22 protein-coding genes are annotated in these 19,769 nt (G+C 61.7%); 16 read left to right on the top strand and 6 right to left on the bottom strand.

What is annotated here, in order from left to right; genetic code table 11:
• Positions 1-2 precede the first annotated feature (2 nt).
• Together AC1D75_RS21960 and AC1D75_RS21955 are read left to right on the top strand one after the other, a co-directional pair.
• Positions 3-824 carry a 3'(2'),5'-bisphosphate nucleotidase CysQ gene (locus tag AC1D75_RS21960; RefSeq protein WP_495517431.1) on the top strand — a complete coding sequence of 274 codons (822 nt, stop codon included), beginning with the start codon at positions 3-5 and terminating at the stop codon, positions 822-824.
• A 19-nt stretch (positions 825-843) separates the two neighbouring features.
• Positions 844-1,809 (top strand): LysR family transcriptional regulator, encoded by a 966-nt coding sequence (locus tag AC1D75_RS21955; RefSeq protein WP_495517430.1) that lies wholly within the window; start codon positions 844-846, stop codon positions 1,807-1,809.
• On the opposite strand, the gene AC1D75_RS21950 is transcribed toward AC1D75_RS21955, so the two are convergent.
• Genes AC1D75_RS21950 through AC1D75_RS21940 form a run of 3 tightly spaced genes read right to left on the bottom strand, consistent with a single transcriptional unit; the run spans position 1,806 to position 3,945 of the window.
• A complete protein-coding gene (locus AC1D75_RS21950) occupies positions 1,806-2,351 on the bottom strand; it encodes a PaaI family thioesterase (protein ID WP_495517429.1) in 546 nt (181 codons plus the stop codon). The two genes, AC1D75_RS21955 and AC1D75_RS21950, sit on opposite strands and share 4 nt — an antisense overlap.
• Entirely contained in the window at positions 2,341-2,976 is a 636-nt protein-coding gene (locus tag AC1D75_RS21945; RefSeq protein WP_495517428.1) for a PaaI family thioesterase, read from the bottom strand. The genes AC1D75_RS21950 and AC1D75_RS21945 overlap by 11 nt, the downstream gene beginning before the upstream one ends.
• 48 nt (positions 2,977-3,024) lie before the next feature.
• Positions 3,025-3,945, bottom strand: coding sequence for a TIGR03564 family F420-dependent LLM class oxidoreductase (locus AC1D75_RS21940; protein ID WP_495517679.1), 921 nt, complete (start codon positions 3,943-3,945; stop codon positions 3,025-3,027).
• Between the two features lie 91 nt (positions 3,946-4,036).
• Between AC1D75_RS21940 and AC1D75_RS21935 the strand changes: the two genes are divergently transcribed.
• The 9 genes from AC1D75_RS21935 (at position 4,037) to AC1D75_RS21895 (ending at position 12,328) form a co-directional block, all read left to right on the top strand.
• The gene (locus tag AC1D75_RS21935; protein WP_495517427.1) at positions 4,037-4,870 is read left to right on the top strand and encodes a TauD/TfdA dioxygenase family protein; all 834 of its coding nucleotides are present in this window, start codon (positions 4,037-4,039) and stop codon (positions 4,868-4,870) included.
• Positions 4,871-4,916: 46 nt separating this feature from the next.
• The gene (locus tag AC1D75_RS21930; protein ID WP_495517426.1) at positions 4,917-5,543 is read left to right on the top strand and encodes a vitamin K epoxide reductase family protein; all 627 of its coding nucleotides are present in this window, start codon (positions 4,917-4,919) and stop codon (positions 5,541-5,543) included.
• Positions 5,544-5,681: 138 nt separating this feature from the next.
• Positions 5,682-5,873, top strand: coding sequence for a DivIVA domain-containing protein (locus AC1D75_RS21925; RefSeq protein ID WP_482140434.1), 192 nt, complete (start codon positions 5,682-5,684; stop codon positions 5,871-5,873).
• An 83-nt stretch (positions 5,874-5,956) separates the two neighbouring features.
• On the top strand, positions 5,957-6,604 hold the full coding sequence (locus tag AC1D75_RS21920) for a TetR family transcriptional regulator (RefSeq protein WP_495517425.1): 648 nt from the start codon (positions 5,957-5,959) through the stop codon (positions 6,602-6,604).
• A 323-nt stretch (positions 6,605-6,927) separates the two neighbouring features.
• The gene (locus tag AC1D75_RS21915; protein ID WP_495517424.1) at positions 6,928-8,316 is read left to right on the top strand and encodes an HNH endonuclease signature motif containing protein; all 1,389 of its coding nucleotides are present in this window, start codon (positions 6,928-6,930) and stop codon (positions 8,314-8,316) included.
• 336 nt (positions 8,317-8,652) lie between these two features.
• Positions 8,653-10,185 (top strand): nitric oxide reductase activation protein NorD, encoded by a 1,533-nt coding sequence (locus AC1D75_RS21910; protein ID WP_495517423.1) that lies wholly within the window; start codon positions 8,653-8,655, stop codon positions 10,183-10,185.
• Between the two features lie 20 nt (positions 10,186-10,205).
• A complete protein-coding gene (locus AC1D75_RS21905; RefSeq protein ID WP_495517422.1) occupies positions 10,206-11,012 on the top strand; it encodes a CbbQ/NirQ/NorQ/GpvN family protein in 807 nt (268 codons plus the stop codon).
• Between the two features lie 143 nt (positions 11,013-11,155).
• Positions 11,156-11,875 (top strand): hypothetical protein, encoded by a 720-nt coding sequence (locus AC1D75_RS21900; protein WP_482140444.1) that lies wholly within the window; start codon positions 11,156-11,158, stop codon positions 11,873-11,875.
• A gap of 33 nt (positions 11,876-11,908) precedes the next feature.
• Complete coding sequence (locus AC1D75_RS21895) at positions 11,909-12,328, top strand: hypothetical protein (protein ID WP_495517421.1); 420 nt, start codon at positions 11,909-11,911, stop codon at positions 12,326-12,328.
• A gap of 164 nt (positions 12,329-12,492) precedes the next feature.
• On the opposite strand, the gene AC1D75_RS21890 is transcribed toward AC1D75_RS21895, so the two are convergent.
• The gene (locus AC1D75_RS21890) at positions 12,493-13,098 is read right to left on the bottom strand and encodes a carboxymuconolactone decarboxylase family protein (RefSeq protein WP_495517420.1); all 606 of its coding nucleotides are present in this window, start codon (positions 13,096-13,098) and stop codon (positions 12,493-12,495) included.
• A 250-nt stretch (positions 13,099-13,348) separates the two neighbouring features.
• On the opposite strand from AC1D75_RS21890, the gene AC1D75_RS21885 reads away from it, so the two are divergent.
• The 5 genes from AC1D75_RS21885 to AC1D75_RS21865 all read left to right on the top strand — a co-directional run bounded on the left by AC1D75_RS21885 (position 13,349) and on the right by AC1D75_RS21865 (position 18,159).
• Entirely contained in the window at positions 13,349-14,092 is a 744-nt protein-coding gene (locus tag AC1D75_RS21885) for a TetR/AcrR family transcriptional regulator (RefSeq protein WP_495517419.1), read from the top strand.
• A gap of 315 nt (positions 14,093-14,407) precedes the next feature.
• Positions 14,408-15,745 (top strand): cytochrome P450, encoded by a 1,338-nt coding sequence (locus tag AC1D75_RS21880; protein WP_495517418.1) that lies wholly within the window; start codon positions 14,408-14,410, stop codon positions 15,743-15,745.
• Between the two features lie 31 nt (positions 15,746-15,776).
• On the top strand, positions 15,777-16,520 hold the full coding sequence (locus AC1D75_RS21875; RefSeq protein WP_495517417.1) for an SDR family NAD(P)-dependent oxidoreductase: 744 nt from the start codon (positions 15,777-15,779) through the stop codon (positions 16,518-16,520).
• An 11-nt stretch (positions 16,521-16,531) separates the two neighbouring features.
• Positions 16,532-16,735 (top strand): ferredoxin, encoded by a 204-nt coding sequence (locus tag AC1D75_RS21870; RefSeq protein ID WP_482141429.1) that lies wholly within the window; start codon positions 16,532-16,534, stop codon positions 16,733-16,735.
• Positions 16,736-16,773: 38 nt separating this feature from the next.
• Entirely contained in the window at positions 16,774-18,159 is a 1,386-nt protein-coding gene (locus AC1D75_RS21865; RefSeq protein WP_495517416.1) for an ABC transporter substrate-binding protein, read from the top strand.
• A 227-nt stretch (positions 18,160-18,386) separates the two neighbouring features.
• On the opposite strand, the gene AC1D75_RS21860 is transcribed toward AC1D75_RS21865, so the two are convergent.
• Both AC1D75_RS21860 and AC1D75_RS21855 read right to left on the bottom strand, forming a co-directional pair.
• Positions 18,387-18,950 (bottom strand): hypothetical protein, encoded by a 564-nt coding sequence (locus tag AC1D75_RS21860; RefSeq protein WP_495517415.1) that lies wholly within the window; start codon positions 18,948-18,950, stop codon positions 18,387-18,389.
• 92 nt (positions 18,951-19,042) lie between these two features.
• Entirely contained in the window at positions 19,043-19,768 is a 726-nt protein-coding gene (locus AC1D75_RS21855; protein WP_495517414.1) for a copper chaperone, read from the bottom strand.
• Position 19,769 lies beyond the last annotated feature (1 nt).

Below are 19,769 nucleotides of genomic sequence, written 5' to 3'. Positions count from 1 at the left end.
CCGTGAGCTTCGATGATGCGGACACCGCGCTTGCCGCCGAGTTGGCCACTGCCGCCGGAGAGTTCCTGCTCGAACTGCGGGCCACATCCGGTCTGGCAGGCAAGGATCTCGGCAAGGCAGGCGACCTGGGCTCGAACGAGTTCCTCCTGAAGGAACTCGCTCGCCTGCGGCCCGACGATGCGGTCTTGTCCGAGGAATCCTCCGACGACCTGGCCCGACTCGACGCTCCTCGGGTCTGGATCATCGACCCGGTGGACGGCACCAAGGAATATGGACTCGGTCGCAGCGACTGGGCAGTTCACGTGGCACTGTGGGAGCGCAACCGGCGAGGTGATGGGGGCGGCCTGACGGTCGGCGCGGTGGCGTTACCCGGGCTGTCGGCCACCTACGTCAGCGACGGTGCCGCGGTTGAACCCGCGACCGGACTGGTCGCAACACCACGTGGCTCCAACGCACGCGTTGTGGTCAGCGGCTCGCGGCCACCGGCATTCTCGGAGGCGGTGGCCTCGGCGCTCGGCGGAGAGTTGTTGCCGATGGGTTCGGCCGGTGCGAAAGCGATGGCGGTGGTCCGCGGCGAGGCCGATGCATATGTGCACGCCGGTGGTCAGTACGAGTGGGATTCGGCCGCCCCGGTGGCCGTGGCCAGATCACAGGGATTGTGGTGCAGCAGGATTCATGGCGATGCCCTGCGCTACAACCAGCGCGATGTCTACCTACCGGACCTTGTCATCTGCCGACCCGAACTCGCTCCGACAATTCTGGCGGTCATCTCAGATGCCGACCGCGCCGCCGAACGACCGAACAGCCGTACCGTCTTGAGCTAGGTGGCAGACTGGGACCGTTATGGATACCCATCGCCTCAAGTACTTCCTGCGCATCGCCGACGAGGGGTCGATGACGCGTGCGGCAACTGTCCTTGGGATCGCCCAGCCTGCCCTGAGTCGTCAAATCCACCGTCTGGAGGAAGAACTCGGCGTAACGCTGTTTCGCCGCACGTCACGCGGCATGGAGTTGACGGAGGAAGGCGAACAGCTCCGAGCAAGTACGGCCGCGCCACTGCGCCAGCTCGAGCTCGCCGTCCAGTATGCCGGCTCGCCACTTGCACGACTCGAGCGGGGATTTCGCCTCGGTCTCCTGGAGACGACCGTGGACTTGTTGGCCAAACCACTACTCGGCAGCCTCGCGTCGGCGTTCCCGAAAATGAGTTTCGATATCACAGCCGCGAATACCGACCTTCTCATCGAGAGCCTACTGAAGGGAACACTCGACACCGCCATCATCAATCCGATACCTGATGATCGCTTGTTCTCCAGCGACTTACTGATCGAAGACCTTGTTGTCATGGGCGGGGCGACAAGCGATTTCACTCCAGATCGGCCAATGCGTTTCATCGACATAGCCGAGCTTCCGCTGGTGATGCCCAGTACCCCAACCGGCCTCGCCAGCACCATCGAGAACGCAGCACTGCGACTCCAGATCCACTTGCGGTCCCGGTTTGCCACCGACTCACTGCAAGTCGCGAAAAGTCTCATCCGGGCCGGAACCGCCTACGGCATCCTGCCGATGTCCGCGTGCACCGCAGAGATCGAATCAGGACGGATTCGTTGGGCTCCATTGACAGAGCCCACCGTCAGTCAAAAGCTGATCATGGCGTCCACCGGCCGGCTCGAGTTGCCCCGCGGATTGGCCATCCGAATCGGCAACATCATCCACGACGAAATTGCCCAGCTGATCAACTCCGGCAGCTGGCCGGCGCAGATCCTCCACTCGCGCCACACGCATGAGTCCAAAGGCCGGTCGGGCGTCTAGTGCGGCGGCGACGCGAGCCGCGCTTCCGCCGACACGGTGGTGACGCCATCGGCAACGATCGCCCCTTGCACCTGCCGCCCGGACAGGTCGCTTCGCTCCGCCGAGATGTGTAACTCCGTGAGCAATGGGGTCGGCCGGTGATAGCGCACCGACAATTCCTGCACCACAGCCGGTTCTCCCTGCACCGCGCCGGCCGCTGCCAGGACATGACTGAGCATCAGCGCCGACATACCGCCATGCACCAACGCTTTCGGTCCCTGATACTGCAGCCCGAGAAGACCAGTCGCCGAGACGTTTCCGTCGTCGTCGACGTCCATGTCAAGTGGCGGCGCGAGCGCATTGCCGGTACCCGACACCGGATCCCGATCGCCGGTCACCCCGGCGCAGTCGTCCATCACCTGCGCGATCCGGTCGAGTTCTTCGGTGACCGCGCGCAGCCCCGGGTCCTCAGCTTCGACCCGAAGGAGCAGATCGGTGAGCCGGCGCAACCCCGCGGCAGCCGACTCGATGCCATCGGACTGTTCAACACCGTCAGTTCGCATGCGGCATCCGCTTTCTCGAGGCGATGAACAACCCGTCGGCGCTCACGCACAGTTCGTCATTCAGCCAGATCTCTGCGCTCGAGTAGGCCTTCCGGCCGTCGACGCGATCGTGTCGCGATCTGATCGTCAGCTCCCGCCCGGACGGCACCGGCCGGTGGAACCGAATGTTGAGTTGCGCCGTCATCCCCGCCGCTCCGGCCACCGCGTTTGCGTTGGCCAGCGCCACGTCGAGGATCATCGCCACGGCGCCCTCGTGAACCACACCGGGAGCGCGCTCGTAGGCGACCGAAAACGTCACCACGCCATTCGCACCATCGTCGGTCGCCCCCAAGTCGACGGGTGGAGCGATCGCGTTGTGCGCACCCACCACCGGACTGTAGAGCGACCCCCTACCCTCACGCTCCATCGCTTGTATCCGATCGCGTGGCGACGGCGCGCGCGTCTCGAGATCATCGGCGAGGGCGTGGACCCGGCGGGCGATTTCCGAGAGATCCGCCGCACCGCGAGCAGCGCCCGTCAGCGCCACCGTGGCCCGGCGCACGGCCGCGACCGCCTGCGCAGTCAGATCGCCGCCCTCGCCATCACCGTGGTCGACGTGGCGTTCCGCATCGGCGGTGTAAGTCACGTTTGATCCCCTCCTCGACACACGTCTGCGGGCCGTTGAAGTGAAACGCTACCCGGCAGCGGCCAGGTCGCGGAGCAGGTCTCGGCTGCGCCGCATCGACCCACGAGGGTCGGGACCCACCGGGGTGATCGCCGCCCAGACATCGGTTGCGCCCGCATCGATGAGGTTCTGCAGCTGCAGGCGTACCGATTCTTCGTTGCCGACAATGGCGATATCAGCCGCATCGGTGGCACCACCGGCACTGATGACGCGCTGGTAGTTGGGCATACCGGCATACATGCCCGACGTTGCGGCAACCGCGGCGCGCGCCTCGTCGACGTCGTCGTGCACTGCCACCGGCAACCCCGCCACGATCCGGGGAGTCGGACGGCCCGCCTGCGCGGCCGCGGCGTGAATGGCTGGGGCGATCTGTGATTCGATGACCTTCGCCGAAGCCATCCACAGCACGGTTCCGTCGGCGAATTGTCCTGCCACCCGCAGCATCCGGGGCGACATGGCGGAAAGAAGCACTGGCACCTGGTGTTTGACCGCTGTCATCCGGCCTGCACTCTTGGTGGTCCAGTCCTGTCCGTGGAAATCGACGTCCTCGCCGTGCAGCAGCGCCGTGATGATCTGGATGTACTCCTCGGTGTTGCGGCCGGGCCGCTCGTACGAAAGCCCATATACATCTTCGATGAGGGGCCCGTGGGAAGGACCCAAACCGAGCGTGAAGCCGGGCCGTCCCATCGCCTCTGCGACTGCGGCGGCCCTATTGGCCTGCAGCAGCGGATGAACGGGATAGGTCTGCAGGACGGCAGTTCCCAGCTCGATCGTTGAGGTGGCCCGGCCCGCCACCGCAAGTGCGGCAAGCGGGTCACCCGCGACCGTGCTGGCGTACCAGAGCGAGGTGAATCCGTCGGCCTCGGCGCGCTCGGCCTGCTGGACGATCTTGTCGGTCGACGAAGCGCCGCCGGTCAATCCGATTCGCATGTTGCAGTTCGCCCTGTCTTCGTATGTATGGTTGTTCATGCAGCCTATACGACTGTATGGCAATACGGATCAGCGTAATGAGGGAGCGACCATGTTCGACACCGCCACACCGATCACACCGTCGATCGGCATCGAAGTCACCGGCGTCTCCGGCAGCCGCCTCGCGGAAGCGGACGCGGCGACATGGTGCCGAACCGCACTCGAACGACACGGTGTGGTCCTGTTCCGGGAATGCCATATCAGCGACAGCGACCTGGTGGCGTTGAGCCGCCTACTCGGAGAGGTCGTGGTCCCTCCGATGGGCGGACAAAAGGATCATCCCGAGGTTTCAGCGATCAGCCTCGATCCCGCGAAGACAGTCCTGGCCTCGTACAACACCGGCACATTCCACTGGCATATCGACGGTGCCACCGACGCCATCCCACAGATGGGCACCCTGCTGACGGCACTCGAGGTCTCTGCCGAAGGTGGCGACACAGAGTTCGCCAACACCTACGCCGCCTATGACGCCCTGTCCGATGAGGACAAAGCTCTGGTCGCAGACCTGCAGGTGGTCCACAGCTTCAGCACGGCGCAACTGCTGGCCAATCCGGACCCCACAGACAAGCAGCGGGCAGCGTGGGCCCGGGTTCCCACCCGAGTCCACCCGCTGGTGTGGACACGCCGGACCGGACGCAAGTCCCTGCTGATCGGGGCCACCGCGGGTGAGGTGGTCGGGATGTCACCCGAGGAAGGACGGGCACTGATCAGCCGCCTGCTCGAATGGTCGACGCAGCCGCGATTCGCCTTGCGCCACCACTGGCATCGCGGCGATCTGGTCCTATGGGACAACACCGGCATGCTCCATCGGGCGATCCCCTACACCGCCACCTCACGCCGGCTCATGCACCGGACCACTCTGATCGGCGAAGAAGCAGTCGCCTGAACCCTCGCGGGTAGATTCGTGGCATGAACGGCAAGGCGATGTGGCAGTGACAGCGACAGACACTTCCACCCAGGACAGCACCGACGACGCACCACTGGTCCTTTTTCCTCGACTGCTCCCCTGGATCCTGGGTATCTGCGGCGTCATCGGCCTGGCGGCGTCGTTCACCTTGACCGTCGAGAAGTTCGAACTGGCGGAGAACCCGGACTATGTGACCAGTTGCGATATCAGCCCGGTATTGAACTGCGGTTCGATCATGGACACGTCCCAGGCGGCGCTCTTCGGATTTCCGAATTCGCTGATCGGACTCGTCGGTTTCTCGGCCCTGCTGGCGATCGCCGTCATGATGGGACGCAGACCTTCTGCGCTGATCATGCTCGGCATGCAGGTCGGGCTGACCGCCGGCATCGTCTTCATACACTGGTTGATTTTCCAGAGCCTTTACCGCATCGATGCGTTGTGCCCGTATTGCATGGTTGTCTGGGTCGTGACCATTGTCGCGTTCTGCTACGTGAGCCTGCGCAATGCCGACGACTACATCACGGGCGGTTTCCCACGGAAGATGATGAACGCGGCCCTGAGCATCCATTCCCTGATTCCGGTGGTGTGGATTCTCGTGATCGCCGGCCTGATCGGACAGCATTTCTGGTGGTACTGGTCGACGCTCATCTGACACCGAGCGGTCAGTCGACGTCTCCACCAATACCCGCCTGCAACCTGGGCCTCAAGACCAACGAACCCTTTGTTCGCGATCGCAAAGCCGTTATGCTCGATACCAATCTGTGTCGGGCAAGCCCAGGAGGACGGCAAAATGCACACCACGGATAATTCACCTCACCCATTGGTCACCGCGTCGGACGTCCACAAGGTTGCTTTCCGCAAGCCCCCGCTGGGCAAACGCGGCTACAACGAAGACGACGTCGACAGCTTCCTCGACGAGGTGGAGGAAACACTCCGCCAACTACACAACCGCCTCGCCCGCTACGAAGACCCCACCCGCTGAGAGCACCGATCAGGCCACCACCGCGATCGCGTCCACGGTGGAGAACAACGGCGAGCGCGTGATCGCAACCTAGACTCGGACAGATGACGGGTCACGGCAACGCTGCGGAGAAGGAACTCGGACCGCGGATTCCAGACAAGCCGAATGGGCGTGCGGCACAGCGCCTCGAGACACGTCGACGCATCTTCGATGCCGCGGTGGCCGAATTCAAACGAACTGGCGTGGCCGACGCCGATGTCGGTGCCATCGTAGCTGCAGCAGGTGTCGCACGCGGTACGTTCTACTTCCATTTCCCCAGCAAAGAGCACGTCCTCATCGAGATCGAGAACGCCGAGGTCGCCAGAGCCGCAAGAGATCTTGAGCGATTCATCGCCAAGTCACCCGGTTTGGCCGACGTGCTCTCCGAGACTGTCCGCCTGACAAAATCAGCAAAGCGCAGGCTCGGAAGGAATCTGTTCCGGGATGTCCTGGCCCTGTATTTCTCGCCCACCCGACCACAGCTCGATCTCACCCCCGCCAAAGGTCTATCCGTCATCGAACTCGTCGTCACCCAGATCGAACAGGCCCGCGATCGCGGTGAGATCTACGCCGACGTCGACCCCGCGCACAGTGCGCTCTTCTTCTTCCTCGGTCTCTATGCCTACCTGACCGTGAGCCACGAAGGACCACAAGATCCGCATGCTCTCGATCAATACGTGGCCGGCGTGATGCGAGGCTTGGAACCCCGCTGACCGGTTGCAGGATTGCACGACGTGCGCAACACGTTCCTCCACAGGGAGTTTAGTTCGGACAGAGCCCCAAACCATTACTCGAACAAACATTCGACACACCGTGTTATCCGGAGTATTCTGGTTGAAAGATTTCAATCAGATGTGCTGGGGGGCATGATGACTGACGATCCATCTGATGAAGTTGGGGTTGATTCTTCTTCGGCGCCGGTGTTGGTGCGTAAGTACCTCGAGTTGGAGTTGCTCGTTGCCGATATCGCAGACTGCGCCGATTCAGCATGTCTGGGGCGGAAGTCAATGAGCTTGTGCGGGTGCATGAACGGATAGTGCGCAAGCTTGAGTTCACCGGGTTGCGGCACCTGTTGCGGGTTTCGGATCGGTCATCGTTTACCGAAGCCGGGTACTCGTCACTGTTCAGTTTCACCCGCAGCGAGTTGCGGCTGACCAAAGGACAAACCTTCTCCCGGATCCGCGGGTTGGAGGCGGTCGGCCGATTCCACACGATGCAGGGTGAGGAGTTGGCGCCGAAATGCCCTGCCGCCGAACAGGCCTGGGCTCACGGGCTGATCGGGGCCGCGCATATGGATGTGATGTTGGATGTGCGCAAACACATTCCGTCCGCGGCTGATCCGGCGGTGTATGACGTGGCCGATCACTGGATGACCGAAGAAGCCGTCAGCCAAGACCCGACGCAGTTGGCGGCATCGGGTCGTGCGGTGTTGGCCCGGGTTGATCCCGATGGCCGGCTGACCGATGATTCGGATCGGGCCCGCAAACGTTCGGTGGGGATCGGTGGTCAGGGTGTGGATCTGATGGCCAAGATCTCGGGCACCCTGGATCCGGAAACGTTGGCGTTGTTCAAGACGGTGATGGATGTGTGGGCGGCGCCGGGGATGAACAACCCGGCCGACCCCAACTCGCCGACCGGGGCCTCCGATGATCCGAAACAGGATGCTGAACTGGTCAAGGCTGCCGCTGAGCGTGATACCCGCTCGAAGGGCCAACAATGCCACGACGCGCTCAAGGCGATCCTGACAACGATTCTGGAATGCAACCTGCTCGGCAAGTCCCATCGGGGTTTGCCGGCGCAGTTGATCATCACGATGACCAAAGAGCAGCTCGACGACTGTGCGGGGATCGCCAGAACGGCGTCGGGAGTGGATATTCCAGTCAAAGAGGCCCTGCACCTGGCAGCCCGGTCCGACAAATATTTGGCCGTGTTCGCCGACCACTCCGCGGAGGTGTTGTATCTGGCCCGGACCAAACGGACCGCGCAGAAGGGCCAGCGGCTCGCGTTGTTCGTCCGGGATCGGGGTTGTTCGCATCCAGGCTGCACCAATCCAGCGACCTGGGTCGAGGCCCATCACCTACTTGCATGGATCAACGGTGGTCTGACCGACATCGATCTGATGGGGTCAGCGTGCCCGCCGCACCACAAACTCATCGGTGATGGCCCACATCAGTGGCGGACAATCATGATCACCGAAGGCCCCGACACGGGTCGAGTCGGCTGGATACCGCCGGCGTCGGTTGATCCAGAACGCACACCGCGGGTCAACCGCGCCCAGCACGTCAACGAAACCTTCGCAGCGGCCTGGCAAAAAGTCCTCGCCGACCGGCAAGCGGCACTGGCCGAAAAGTTGGCGGAACTGACCGGCGACGAATCTGACATCCCACCGGATCCCGGCATCGACGATCCCGAGCGCGACGAATAGCCCTCATGGAACACATGTTTCGGGCAGACAGGCAGTCAATCGCCGAGTCAGAAATAGGGCCACCGCGATGGCGGGCGCGCACTGCGCCTGATACCGCCCACTCAACTCATTGACAGATTTCATTGACAGCAGTCAGTGAATGGGTCTAGAACTGACATATCCGCCGACATCGAGATGGGGTCCTGGATATGTGGCTGGACATTCTGCGGCTGGTGGTCGCGTGGAGCGCGATGGGTGCCGTGATCGCGTTCTGGTATTGGGTCATGAAGAACATCGGTACATTCTGATGACCATCCTTGCCGGAGCGAACGTCGCTGGCAACGTGAGTGTTTCACGTTGAACGCGACGCCGATCCCGGCTGCGCTCACCGTCGAGCGCAGCTGCGGCCTGACTGCCGTCGCCTTCTCCGGGCGGCGACGGAGCGGTGCCCGACTGATGACAGGCGAGCATCGAACGTTCGGACTCAACAACCTTCAGAACATTGTCCAGGTACCCTATCCAGCGATCTCGACGGATTGGACAACACGAACACTGACCTGCGGTGTTGCGCTGCAGTGTTCGCCATCCAAAGACGACATCGGACGCTATCCGCTGCAGCAACTCTCGCCTCGTGAGCTGGCGGCGTTGACCGTCGTCGAGGCGGGGGTCGCGCTGCGTTGGATCGCCGATCACTGGCCTGGCCTGATACCGGAACTCGATCGCCTCCTGACTGGACTTCCGTTTGCAGACAGCGGTTTCGACGCCACCGACATGCTCCGGCGTGCGGACATGATGGCCAAATCCCGCGAGAGAATCGACCCGCACCCGCTTCTCGGACAACTACCACTGCAGGCTCCGCCAGGCCGCGGCCTGGCTGCCGCGGTCAAGCGGGTGTACAGCCGGATGCCGTGGACTTCCCCCCGCAGCGATGCCCAGCGCCTGTTGTCCATCCCGGTCGGAGGGGAAGGCGGAGTGCGTAATTCGAACCTTCCGCCACCGAGTCGACCCGAAGACGAAGACATCGAGATCCGGCCGGACCAGCGGGCGGGCATCCCATACCCCGAGTGGAACGCATGGCGTGAGAGCTTCCTCATCGACCACGTTGCGGTGCTGGAGCGAAAGCATCGGGGATCTGGTCGGGCGGGTCCACCGGTGTCGACAGATCTGCGGAAATGGTTCGCCGAGCACACCCACCGCTCGACCAAGAACCGCCTGGAGGACGGGTCCGATCTCGACGTCGACTCATACGTCAACCACCACATCGACCTGATCACCGGAGAAGCCGCCGAACCCCGGGTGTTTCGGGAGCTGTTACCCATGTCGCGGGACGTGACCACCGCCTTGCTCCTCGATGGCAGCTCCTCACTCGGCATCCGCCGCGGCGAGGTCTTCGAGCTGGAACTGGCCTGTGCTGACGCACTTTCGCGCGCGATGACGCTCACCCGCGAGCGCCACGGAGTGTTTGTCTTCAGTGGCAACACCCGCCATCGGGTGGAGGTGAACTGCCTCAAGGACTTCGACGACACACATCTGGTCGTTCCGAGTGGTTCCGGCCTGGCAACCGGTGGCTATACCCGGCTCGGTGCCCCTATTCGGCACCTGACAAGCCGTCTGCTGGCCCAGCCCTGTGAACGACGACTGCTCATCGTCATCGGCGACGGACTGATATCCGACGAGGGCTACGAAGGGCGTTATGCCTGGGCCGACGTCGCCCACGCTCTCGAAGAAGCCGACGATGCCGGGATATCTGTCTACTACATCGGCGTCGGTCCGGCCCGCGTCGATCCGCTGCCCGAGGTTTTCGGCCCCCGACGTTCTCAGCGAATCCGGCAGGTCGAACAACTCCCCCGAGTGCTGGCTCATGTTCACCGAGAACTCGTCAGCACCTGACCAATTGGAGCACAAACACCTTGACCACCGACCTCTACCTCCCCACGGGCAGCGAAATCGAGATGTTCGAGCGGGCCTTTCACCAGCAGCTTCCGGTGATGCTGACCGGTCCGACCGGTTGCGGAAAGACCCGGTTCGTAGAGCACATGGGCGAACTGCTGGGCACTGACGTCGTCACCATCAGCTGCCACGACGATCTCACCAGCTCGGATCTCGTCGGGCGGTTCATGGTCACCGGCGGTGACGTCCGGTGGACCGACGGCCCACTGACCCGCGCGGTGAAGAACGGGGCAATCTGCTATCTCGACGAAGTGGTGGAAGCCCGCCACGATTCACTCGCGCTCCTGCATTCGCTCACCGACCATCGACGGGCCCTGTATCTCGATCGCGCCGATGAGGTGGTCCGGGCGCCGGAGTCGTTCATGGTCGTCTGCTCCTACAATCCGGCATACCGTAGCTCGCTCAAGGAACTCAAACCCTCTTTCCGGCAACGGTTTGTGACCCTGCCGATGCACTATCTGCCACCCGACCGCGAAGCCGCCGTCCTGATGGCCGAAGCCGACATCGACATTGCCGTGGCCAACCGACTTGTCCGCTGCGCCATCAGCATCCGCGAGGCCGACGAGGTGTACCACTTCGAACCACCGTCGACGCGTGTGCTGGTGACCGCAGCGAGACTCATCGCCGCGGGCGCGTCCGAGATGCAGGCCGCCGAGGCTTCGATCCTGGCACCACTGAGCACCGACGGTGCCATCAGCAGCGGTCTGAAGGAAGTCGCCGCGGCAAGTCTGCAGGCCACCGAATACCAAGAATCACAATCACATTGATCGAAGGGAGCGGCTCATGAACGAACAGGACAGGCGGCGCAAACGGGCGCTGATCGTCTTCCAGATCTTCGCGTACGGCTTCCTGCTGTCGCAGTTCTTGATCCAGCTCTACATGTACACCGCTCGGGATTGGTAGGCAGGCCATGAATCTCCCTTCGATCAACCTACGGCGAGACAAGAGCGCCGGTAACACCTCCGCCTCCTACGACGAACATCAGGACGACTCGCGCCGCGCACAACGTGAAGCCGACTGGTGGCTCACCATCGGGACGCTGCTGATGGGAACGTTGGTCCTCGGAATCGTCGGTCTGCCCATCTTCCTGCGCGGCGTGTGGCTCCAGCGCCGGGCAGGACTCGAAGGCCTGTCGGTCCGGCCCATCCTCGTCACACTCATCGGCTACCTGGTGATCCTCGACGCCGCGCTCAACAGCCTCGGCTGGGCGCTGGACCTCATCGCGAACCACACCCTGATCAACCGCGTGATCCTCACCGCCTGGGGAAACATGTTCGACGCGGGCTACTTCTGGCACTACAACGAACTGTGGATCGGCGGCGCGGGCGGTCCGGGCGAAAAGGGTTGGGAGGTGGCCCTGATGCTCACCGTCTTCCCAATGCGCATCGCGGCCGGCATCGCCTTCCTGCAGATGAAGCGCTGGGGCCACCAGTGGATGATCGTCACCTGCTGGTTCGGCGTGGTCATCTGGATCGGTTACACGTTCAACATGACGATGTACGCCGATGTGCGTTACTCGGGCGTGGTGCTCCCGGTGATCGGCTGGTGGTTGTACGACATCTTCTACATCACCCCATTTCTGGCGATCCCCTACCTACACACGGTGAATCGAGAGATCTTCACCGACTGATCGCCGCCCATCCAACCGGCAAAGGAGGACATCATGTCCGCAGAGTCACCGAAATCTCCGTCGGTGGACGAGTCACCCGACGAGGACCTGCCACTGGGTACAACACCCCCGTATGCCCGCATGCACAGGTTCATCAAACGAGGGGTGTTCATCTGCCTCTTCGCCCTCGTCATCGAAGGTGCGTTCACCGTTCCGGCACTGGCGATCTGGTACGGCTACCCCACGCTGTCGTTCCAGGAGATCTGCAGCGAGATGCTGAAGGTCCGCTACTCCGACGACACCCTCGAGTGTGAATATCCATACCCGCTGTTCGGACCACCCGAAGGCGCGGGCCAACAGACCGCCGAAGACGAATGGGGCGTGCAGCCGAAGCCCGGCTGGGACCCGATAGGCTTCCGCGAACTCGTCCGAAACCACGAAGAACGCGAAGCGCGCGAGTCCGCCGGAAACTAGTGGCCGCCGTTGCCAGCCAACACGGATTGATGCTGGGTCGCCTGGAACCCCAGATGCCGCTCGGGAACCGCCGCAACATCACCGGCATGTGATCAACAGCAGAAAACCTGTGGCGTGACGGACAGAAGAGTGGTTGGCACTCAATCGGTCTCCGCGAGACGGCGCTACTCGACGGGTTGCCGGTTCCCGGTCTTCGCTCGCATCTCCACTATGTCGTCGTCGAGTTCCACCCCCACTGAATTGAACATCCAGGAAGTCACCTCATAAGCCCCAACCGTGAAGATGACATCGAGAATCTGCTGGGTATCAAGCTCGCCGGCGAGTGCCTCCCAGGTTTCCGGGCCGATCTTGCCATCGAGGACCAATTCGTCGACGGCGCGTAACAGAGTCGCGTCCGAGTCAGACCAGAACGGCGCGGATGGCCCCCAGCCAATCCGGGAGATCTCCTCGTCGTCGATACCGGCGTCATGCGCCATGTAGACGTGTTGCGCCCACTGATAGGCCGAATTGCGAAGAACTGCAACCCTCATCACCAACAGTTCACGTTGCCGAGCTGTCAGAGTTGTCGACATCAGGATGTGTCCGTTGAAGGTGAACCAGGCCCGGGCGAGCGCGGGATGATGCGCGAGCGTGCCCATCGTGTTTTTTCCTTTGGGCCGGTCAGATCGGGTCTGGACCACATAACGCGCCGACGGTGGAGTCATCGCCTTCAACGCATCGCGCATCTCGGTCGACCACTCTTTGGGCGGCAGGGGTTCAATACGTGCCATCGGTAGGTTTCCTTCCACCAGCGTTCTATTGGGATACCGCGATCGCACCGACGTGGTCGGTCGAACAATACAGTCGTACAGGGCTCGCGAGGTTCAAATCAAGAACAATTGAAAATTCCGGCTCGGCGACGCCACCGGGCGGCCAGGCCGGCATCGACCCGGTACTGACAGTTGGGTCACTGATGCGGCATACTTGCACAGCACGGCCCGAAATCCGAATGGGATCCTGCAGCACAACAGGGGGTTTCACATGTCTGCAGCGTCCCGGCGCACCGGCGTCGAGATGTCGAAGACTCGAGACGCTCTGCTCGACTGCGTCGAACGCCTCATGCTGGAAGAGGGTTATCCGCGGGTCACGTATCGCGCACTGGCCGCCAAAGCGAACGCAACCCCCAGCCTTGTCCAATATTACTTTCCAACAATTGATTCCGTCTTCGTCGCCGCGATACAGCGACGTACCGAACAGAATCTCGATCGTTTGACGAAAGCACTCGAGGCGCACCCCAACCAACCACTTCGCGCCATCTGGGACTACAGCTGGGAAGAGGCCAGCGGGCCGCTCATGACCGAGTTCATGGCCCTTGGAAACCACCGCGAGTCCGTCGGCGCTGAGCTCGCGGTCGTGACAGAGAGACTTCGCAGCATCCAACTCGACGCCCTGGCGGATCGGCTGATCTCCAGCTCGGTGATGAACCAAAAACTCTCCACCGGCGCGCTTGTGCTGTTGATGTCCAACATCCCGAAGATGCTGAATCTCGAGAAGGGCGTCGGAGTCGCGACCTCGCACGACGAACTCATCGAGACGTTCGAGGCATACGTCAACGCTCTCGAACCGCCCGATGGCGACCAGCCGCGCACCTCCGTAGCCCCAGATGACAGTGCCGATCCGGAACTCGAGCAACTTCGCGCCGAAAACAGAGCACTCAAGCTCCTACTCGCCGAAGCCGAGCTGGAGAAGCATGCGTTGCGGAAAGCGACCGCCCGCAAGGAATGAGTGCGTCCGCGGCACCTGGTATCGACCGCGAAGAACCGCTCAGCATGGCAGCGGTTCTGTGCTGCGCCATGAAGCCCGATAACGCCTAGCCCGGCAAATCCACGACACCCCTCGGCACACTCGTCGGTGATCCGATATTTCGCCAGTTCTCCACAAAGACCCATCAGCGAGACTATACAAGTGTATGGTTTCCGCTGTACGACTGTATTGCGACTCCAATCATCCGGGTCTTCGTGAACTGAGGCAACCCGATACGACCCCGGGACTGCCGCCCCGAATTCGCCGGCACGGCACCCGCGCGACGAAAGAGGAATCATGAACAACGTTGAACAACAACCTTTTCCAGACTCCACGGTGGGGTCTACGAAAGGCCCTGGGGTACCGTCTGCCGCCACGGTCGACGTCACGAGTGCCGACTTCTTCACCGATCAGAAGTTGGCGGTCGACCCGTACGAGTACTTTGACGCAATGCGGGCGAAGTGCCCGGTGCAATCGGTGCCGCACCCCGGGGTCATGGCTGTGACGGGGTATGCCGAGGCAGTGGAAGTGTACCGGGATCAAGCGGCCTTCTCCTCGTGCAACGCAGTCGGTGGCCCTTTCCCGCCCCTACATGTATCCCCTGATGTCGATGACATCACCGAGGCGATCGAACAGAACCGAAATCAGTGGCCGATGGCAGAATTCCTCGTCACCATGGATGGTGACACCCATCAATCCGAACGCACCCTGCTCAAACGCCTCATGACCCCGACGAGGCTACGAGAGAACGAGTCGGCAATGGCCGAGATCGCCGACGCCTGCATCGATTCCTTCATCGACCGCGGTGCGTGCGAGTTCATCGCCGACTACGGCAAGCCCTTCACCACCCTGGTCATCGCTGACCTTCTCGGGGTCCCCGAGGACGATCGCGAAGACTTCCGTAATGCACTGGCCGGTAGCACCATTGGCACGGTCGGCGACGATTCTGCTTTGACGGACAACCCACTCGAGTACATGTTCAAGAAGTTCACAGCGTACGTTGAAGACCGGCGCGCCCGTCCACACGAGGACGTTTTGACGCAACTCGCGCAAGCGACGTACCCCGACGGTTCAATTCCCCCGGTGAACGCGATCGTTCGCATGGCGACCTTCCTCTTCGGGGCAGGTCAGGACACCTCGGCACGGATGATCAGCTCTGCCTTGCGGATCCTCGCACAGGACAAAGCGATTCAGAATCACCTTCGATCCGAACGCGGTGACATACCCGCGTTCATCGAAGAAACACTCCGCTTGGAGAGCCCGACCATGAGTGACTTTCGACTCGCCCGTCATTCGACCACCATCGGTGGTGTCGACATCCCGGCGGGAACCACGATCATGATCCATCCGGGCGCGGCCAATCGCGATGAGCGTCAGTTCGACGAACCCGGCGAATGTCAGATCGATCGCTATAACGTCAAGGAACACATCGCTTTTGGTCGTGGCGCACATTCATGCCCGGGCGGTCCGCTCGCTCGCGCCGAGGGTCGGGTCACCATTGAGCGACTCCTCGAACGCACGACAGATATTTCGCTTTCCGACTCCCACCACGGGCCCGCCGGCGACCGCCGCTACGAGTACGACCCCACGTACATCATTCGCGGCCTGAGCAACCTTCATCTCACCTTCTCCTGAACGACCACCACCACTCGGAAAGAAGACTCCTGTGAACAAAGTTGCCGTAGTAACCGGCGGAGCCTCGGGCATCGGTCTGGCCATCACTGAACGGCTGGCTCGCAATGGGTACAAAGTCGCAGCATTGGACGTCCAGAAAGTGGCGCTCGACACCCATGTCACCGCCATGCAGGCCGATGGACTCCAGGTCAGCGGGCATCACGTCGACGTCTGCGACCGCCAGGCCGTCGACTCCGCGATCGCCGCGGTCCGAAAGGAATTCGGCGCGATCCAGGTCATGGTCACCAGCGCCGGCATCACATCCTTCGAACCGTTCACCGAGATCAGCGTGGAACAGTGGAAGCACACCCTCGACGTCAACCTCAACGGGACGTTCCACAGCATTCAGGCCGTGATCGACGACATGGTCGAAACCGGATGGGGTCGAATCGTGACGATCTCGTCAACTGCCGCGCAGACCGGAGCGCCAAGTCGCGCGGACTACGTGGCCTCCAAAGGTGGCGTCATCGCACTGACAAAGGCGCTGGCTTACGAGTATGCAGGAAACGGCATCACGGTCAACACAATTCCACCGTCGCTGGTAGACACTCCACTCGCCCGCAACGCCGAAGCCGCGGGCAAACTGCCCCCGGTCGAAGACCTGGCCGCCATGACACTGGTCAAGAGAGCCGGCACCGGCAATGACATCGCCGCAGCGTGCCAGTTCTTGTGCTCAGAAGACGCCGGCTACATCACCGGCCAACAGATCAACGTCAACGGAGGCTGGTACATGTGACCGACCAACGAATGCGAGTTCGCGTCGATGTGCAGGCATGCGAGGGGCACTCGTTGTGCATCGACCTCGCGCCAGAGCTTTTCGAACTCGACGACGATGACATCGTGACCGTCCTCGATGAAACGCCAGGCCTCGAACACCGGGAATCCCTTCGAAAAGCTGTGGCCGCGTGCCCCCGCCAAGCGATAGCCATGTCATTGCAGTCCAATACCTAACCCACACTCCAAACAGCCAGATACCCCTAGGATGCCCGATGAAATCCGTTCACGTGCTCATATTGGCACTGACAACAACGTTGTTGATAGCAGGTTGCAGCGACCGCGGTAGCAGTAGCGAGGATTCAGCGACAACCGGCAACAGCGCAAGTGCCGACACCAAGCTCGACTCCTTCGGCGATCTCGACAAAATCTGCCAATCCGGCTCAGGCGAAACCGGTTCCAGCTCCCAGGGTGTGACAGCCGACGAGATCCAGCTCGGCGTGTTCACGGACGTCGGGTTCACGAAGAACCCAGAGTTCGTCGATACCGCGAAGGTGTTCACGTCCTGGTGCAACGATCTCGGAGGCATCAACGGCCGGAAACTCGTTGCCAATACCAGGGATACAAATCTCATGGACGTGCGCAAGCAAATGGTCACCGCCTGCCGAGACGACTTCGCGCTGGTGGGCGGCGGATCAGGACTCGACGGCCTCGGGGTCGAAGAGCGACTCAAATGCGCACTCCCGAGCTTTGTTGCACAAGTAGCTCAACTCAACGCGCTGGGCGCAGATCTCGAGATCAGTGCCGACCCCAGTCAGACCACGGGGTTCGACCCCTACTTCCAGTTCCGCTCCTGGCTCTTGGGGACCTACCCAGAATCGGCCAATGCCGTCGGTATCATCAACGGCGATTCTCCGGTCACCAAACTCCTGGGGCAACAGGCCGTCGAGTCCACCGAAGCGGCCGGCGCCACCTTCATCTACAACGACGTATATCCCGCAATGGGAGTTGCCGATTGGACGCCCTACGCCCAGTCGATCAAGAGCAAAGGTGTCCGCGGTCTGATCTTCTACGGCGAGTTCCGGCAGTTGCCGAAGCTCGAAGCAGCACTGACAGACATGGACTACAAGCTGGACTGGATCGACACCAACAACAGCGCGTACGGCAGTGAGTTCATCGAACTCGCAGGAGAATCAGCAGAGTCCCAGAACAACTTCTTGGACCTCGGCGGAAATGCCCCGGTCGACAGCGGTGACACAGTTCAGGCAGTCGCAGATCTCACCGCACTGTACGAGAAATACGCGCCAGACGCTCAGATCACCCTCCCTTCGATCCGTGCATTCTCCTCGTGGCTGCTGTTCGCGAAATCGGCCGCTAGCTGCGGTGCCGAACTCACCCGTACCTGCGTTCTGGAAGCTGCGACGCAGCAGACCGCATGGACAGGTGGAGGCCTGCACACCTCACACAATCTGGCCCAAACCACGCCCCCATCACCGTGTTTCAATGTTCAGAAGTCAACAGCACAGGGGTGGGTCGCCGCCGACTTCCAGCCGGACCAAGGCCTATACCGCTGCAACATACCGGTTTTCGAGAACACAACCGACTTCGGTACACCGATGACTCTGGCCGATGTCGGCAAGTCGATGGACGACGTCAACTAGACGCCCCCGCTGGCGGCAATTCTCCGGAGCCCTACCCCACCAAGACGATGACGCTGCATCTCGAGTTCGAGGTGCAGCGTCATTGTTTGTCCGGTTCCCCAGAGGCCCACAGTCATCGCTCGGCGGGGCCGACCAGTTCACGGACACCACAAAAAAGTGCCGAGGTGCAGGACCCGAACGGTCCTACACCTCGGCGTCGATCTTGGCTCAGATCCGAACTCAGGCCATCACTCGGAGACCTCAAATCCTTCGTAACTCGTTGCCAGATTGAGCTTCTCGGGGTCGGGCATCGCCATCTGAAGGTAGATGTCCACATGCCAGATCTTGCCTTCGTCATTGAACTCATACACCGACAGTGAATTGACCACATTGGTGAAGTCGTCAAAAATTGCCCGCTCTTCAAGTTCGAGGAAGACGACATTCCCCTTTTCCGTGATCCTCTTGAATGAACATTCCCAGTTCGCGGTTGGCGCCCAGTTACTGAAGAACGTTCGGTACTCGGGCCAGGTCATCACCTCTTTGAAGTTGCCGACCCGTTCAAAATCATCGACCGCAAGCAGTTCTGCCAGGGGCGCAAGACTCTCTTCCGAGACCTCGGTCCCCTGCGTATTGTCAACGATGCCCTTCACGATCAAGCCGTAGTCGAGCACCTTTCGGGAGAGCCCGGTGTAGTTTCCCACAATATCTTCCACGTTCTCCAAAGCGATACGCCACCTTCCAATTTCGAGTGATCGACCGGGATTCGGGAGGGAATTTCCCTCCCCATCCATGCCTGTACAGCTGTACAGCATACGACTGTATTGTAGGACGGCGTAGCAGCTTTCGGACCATTACCCAGATGTTTGCCCCGTCGCACCACAACGCTGAGACCGCGCCTCCGCCACTACCCCAAACTCAGCAGTATCGCGGTCGGGAAGAATATGGCCACATAGCCCGCAAAACATCGCAGGTGATCAGGGCGCACGACAATGCGTTCGAGAAAGAGGAACGTACCCACCAGCAGGCTGATCACCAGCGGATGACCGAGCAACACCACGGCGATCATCGCCGGACCACAAGAGTCGATACATGTCTTGCCCTGGTACACACCGAATCTCAGGCAAGAACGGTCCGCCGCCTGGCCGGCGAACCGGATCGGCCGGGTCCGATGACACCTCTGCAGCGCGATCCGTTTGAGTGGTGTGAGTTCGTAGAATCCGGCGAGGGTCAGAGCAACGACCCCAACCCATCGATACTCCACCACAGGCAGCGCCGTCGGAAGGACGAGCAATCCAAAGGCCGACCAGACGGCAAGGTAGCCCACCACAAACATGCCGACTGCACGCTGCCGGCGTCGTTTCCGGCTGGAAAATGCCACGTATCGCGCCGATGGAATGGTCGACGGCAACATCATCGCTGCGGCCATCAGCAACCACATACATCCGGAGCTGACCGCCAGGCCTATCGAAAACGTGTGGGCTCCTGCATGTTCAGCGTGGCCTTCGGCCCCTGAAGGGGACCACATGAGGAAGCACCACGCAGCCCATGCGGCCAGGACAACGGCGACCACCGACCACTCCGGCCGAGCCCGGAGAACCGCGACATCATGGGGGCTCACCATGTGCGCCATC

Source organism: Williamsia sp. Y712 (assembly GCF_059445525.1).
This window is presented reverse-complemented; position numbering and strand designations above follow the sequence as displayed.

Coding starts and splice junctions, on each gene's coding strand:
- AC1D75_RS21880 (WP_495517418.1), top strand. CDS start 14,408: ATGAACAACGTTGAACAACAACCTTTTCCAGACTCCACGGTGGGGTCT.
- AC1D75_RS21920 (WP_495517425.1), top strand. CDS start 5,957: ATGACGGGTCACGGCAACGCTGCGGAGAAGGAACTCGGACCGCGGATT.
- AC1D75_RS21955 (WP_495517430.1), top strand. CDS start 844: ATGGATACCCATCGCCTCAAGTACTTCCTGCGCATCGCCGACGAGGGG.
- AC1D75_RS21895 (WP_495517421.1), top strand. CDS start 11,909: ATGTCCGCAGAGTCACCGAAATCTCCGTCGGTGGACGAGTCACCCGAC.
- AC1D75_RS21935 (WP_495517427.1), top strand. CDS start 4,037: ATGTTCGACACCGCCACACCGATCACACCGTCGATCGGCATCGAAGTC.
- AC1D75_RS21865 (WP_495517416.1), top strand. CDS start 16,774: ATGAAATCCGTTCACGTGCTCATATTGGCACTGACAACAACGTTGTTG.
- AC1D75_RS21890 (WP_495517420.1), bottom strand. CDS start 13,098: ATGGCACGTATTGAACCCCTGCCGCCCAAAGAGTGGTCGACCGAGATG.
- AC1D75_RS21860 (WP_495517415.1), bottom strand. CDS start 18,950: ATGCTGTACAGCTGTACAGGCATGGATGGGGAGGGAAATTCCCTCCCG.
- AC1D75_RS21950 (WP_495517429.1), bottom strand. CDS start 2,351: ATGCGAACTGACGGTGTTGAACAGTCCGATGGCATCGAGTCGGCTGCC.
- AC1D75_RS21925 (WP_482140434.1), top strand. CDS start 5,682: ATGCACACCACGGATAATTCACCTCACCCATTGGTCACCGCGTCGGAC.
- AC1D75_RS21940 (WP_495517679.1), bottom strand. CDS start 3,945: ATGCGAATCGGATTGACCGGCGGCGCTTCGTCGACCGACAAGATCGTC.
- AC1D75_RS21870 (WP_482141429.1), top strand. CDS start 16,532: ATGCGAGTTCGCGTCGATGTGCAGGCATGCGAGGGGCACTCGTTGTGC.
- AC1D75_RS21885 (WP_495517419.1), top strand. CDS start 13,349: ATGTCTGCAGCGTCCCGGCGCACCGGCGTCGAGATGTCGAAGACTCGA.
- AC1D75_RS21855 (WP_495517414.1), bottom strand. CDS start 19,768: ATGGCGCACATGGTGAGCCCCCATGATGTCGCGGTTCTCCGGGCTCGG.
- AC1D75_RS21900 (WP_482140444.1), top strand. CDS start 11,156: ATGAATCTCCCTTCGATCAACCTACGGCGAGACAAGAGCGCCGGTAAC.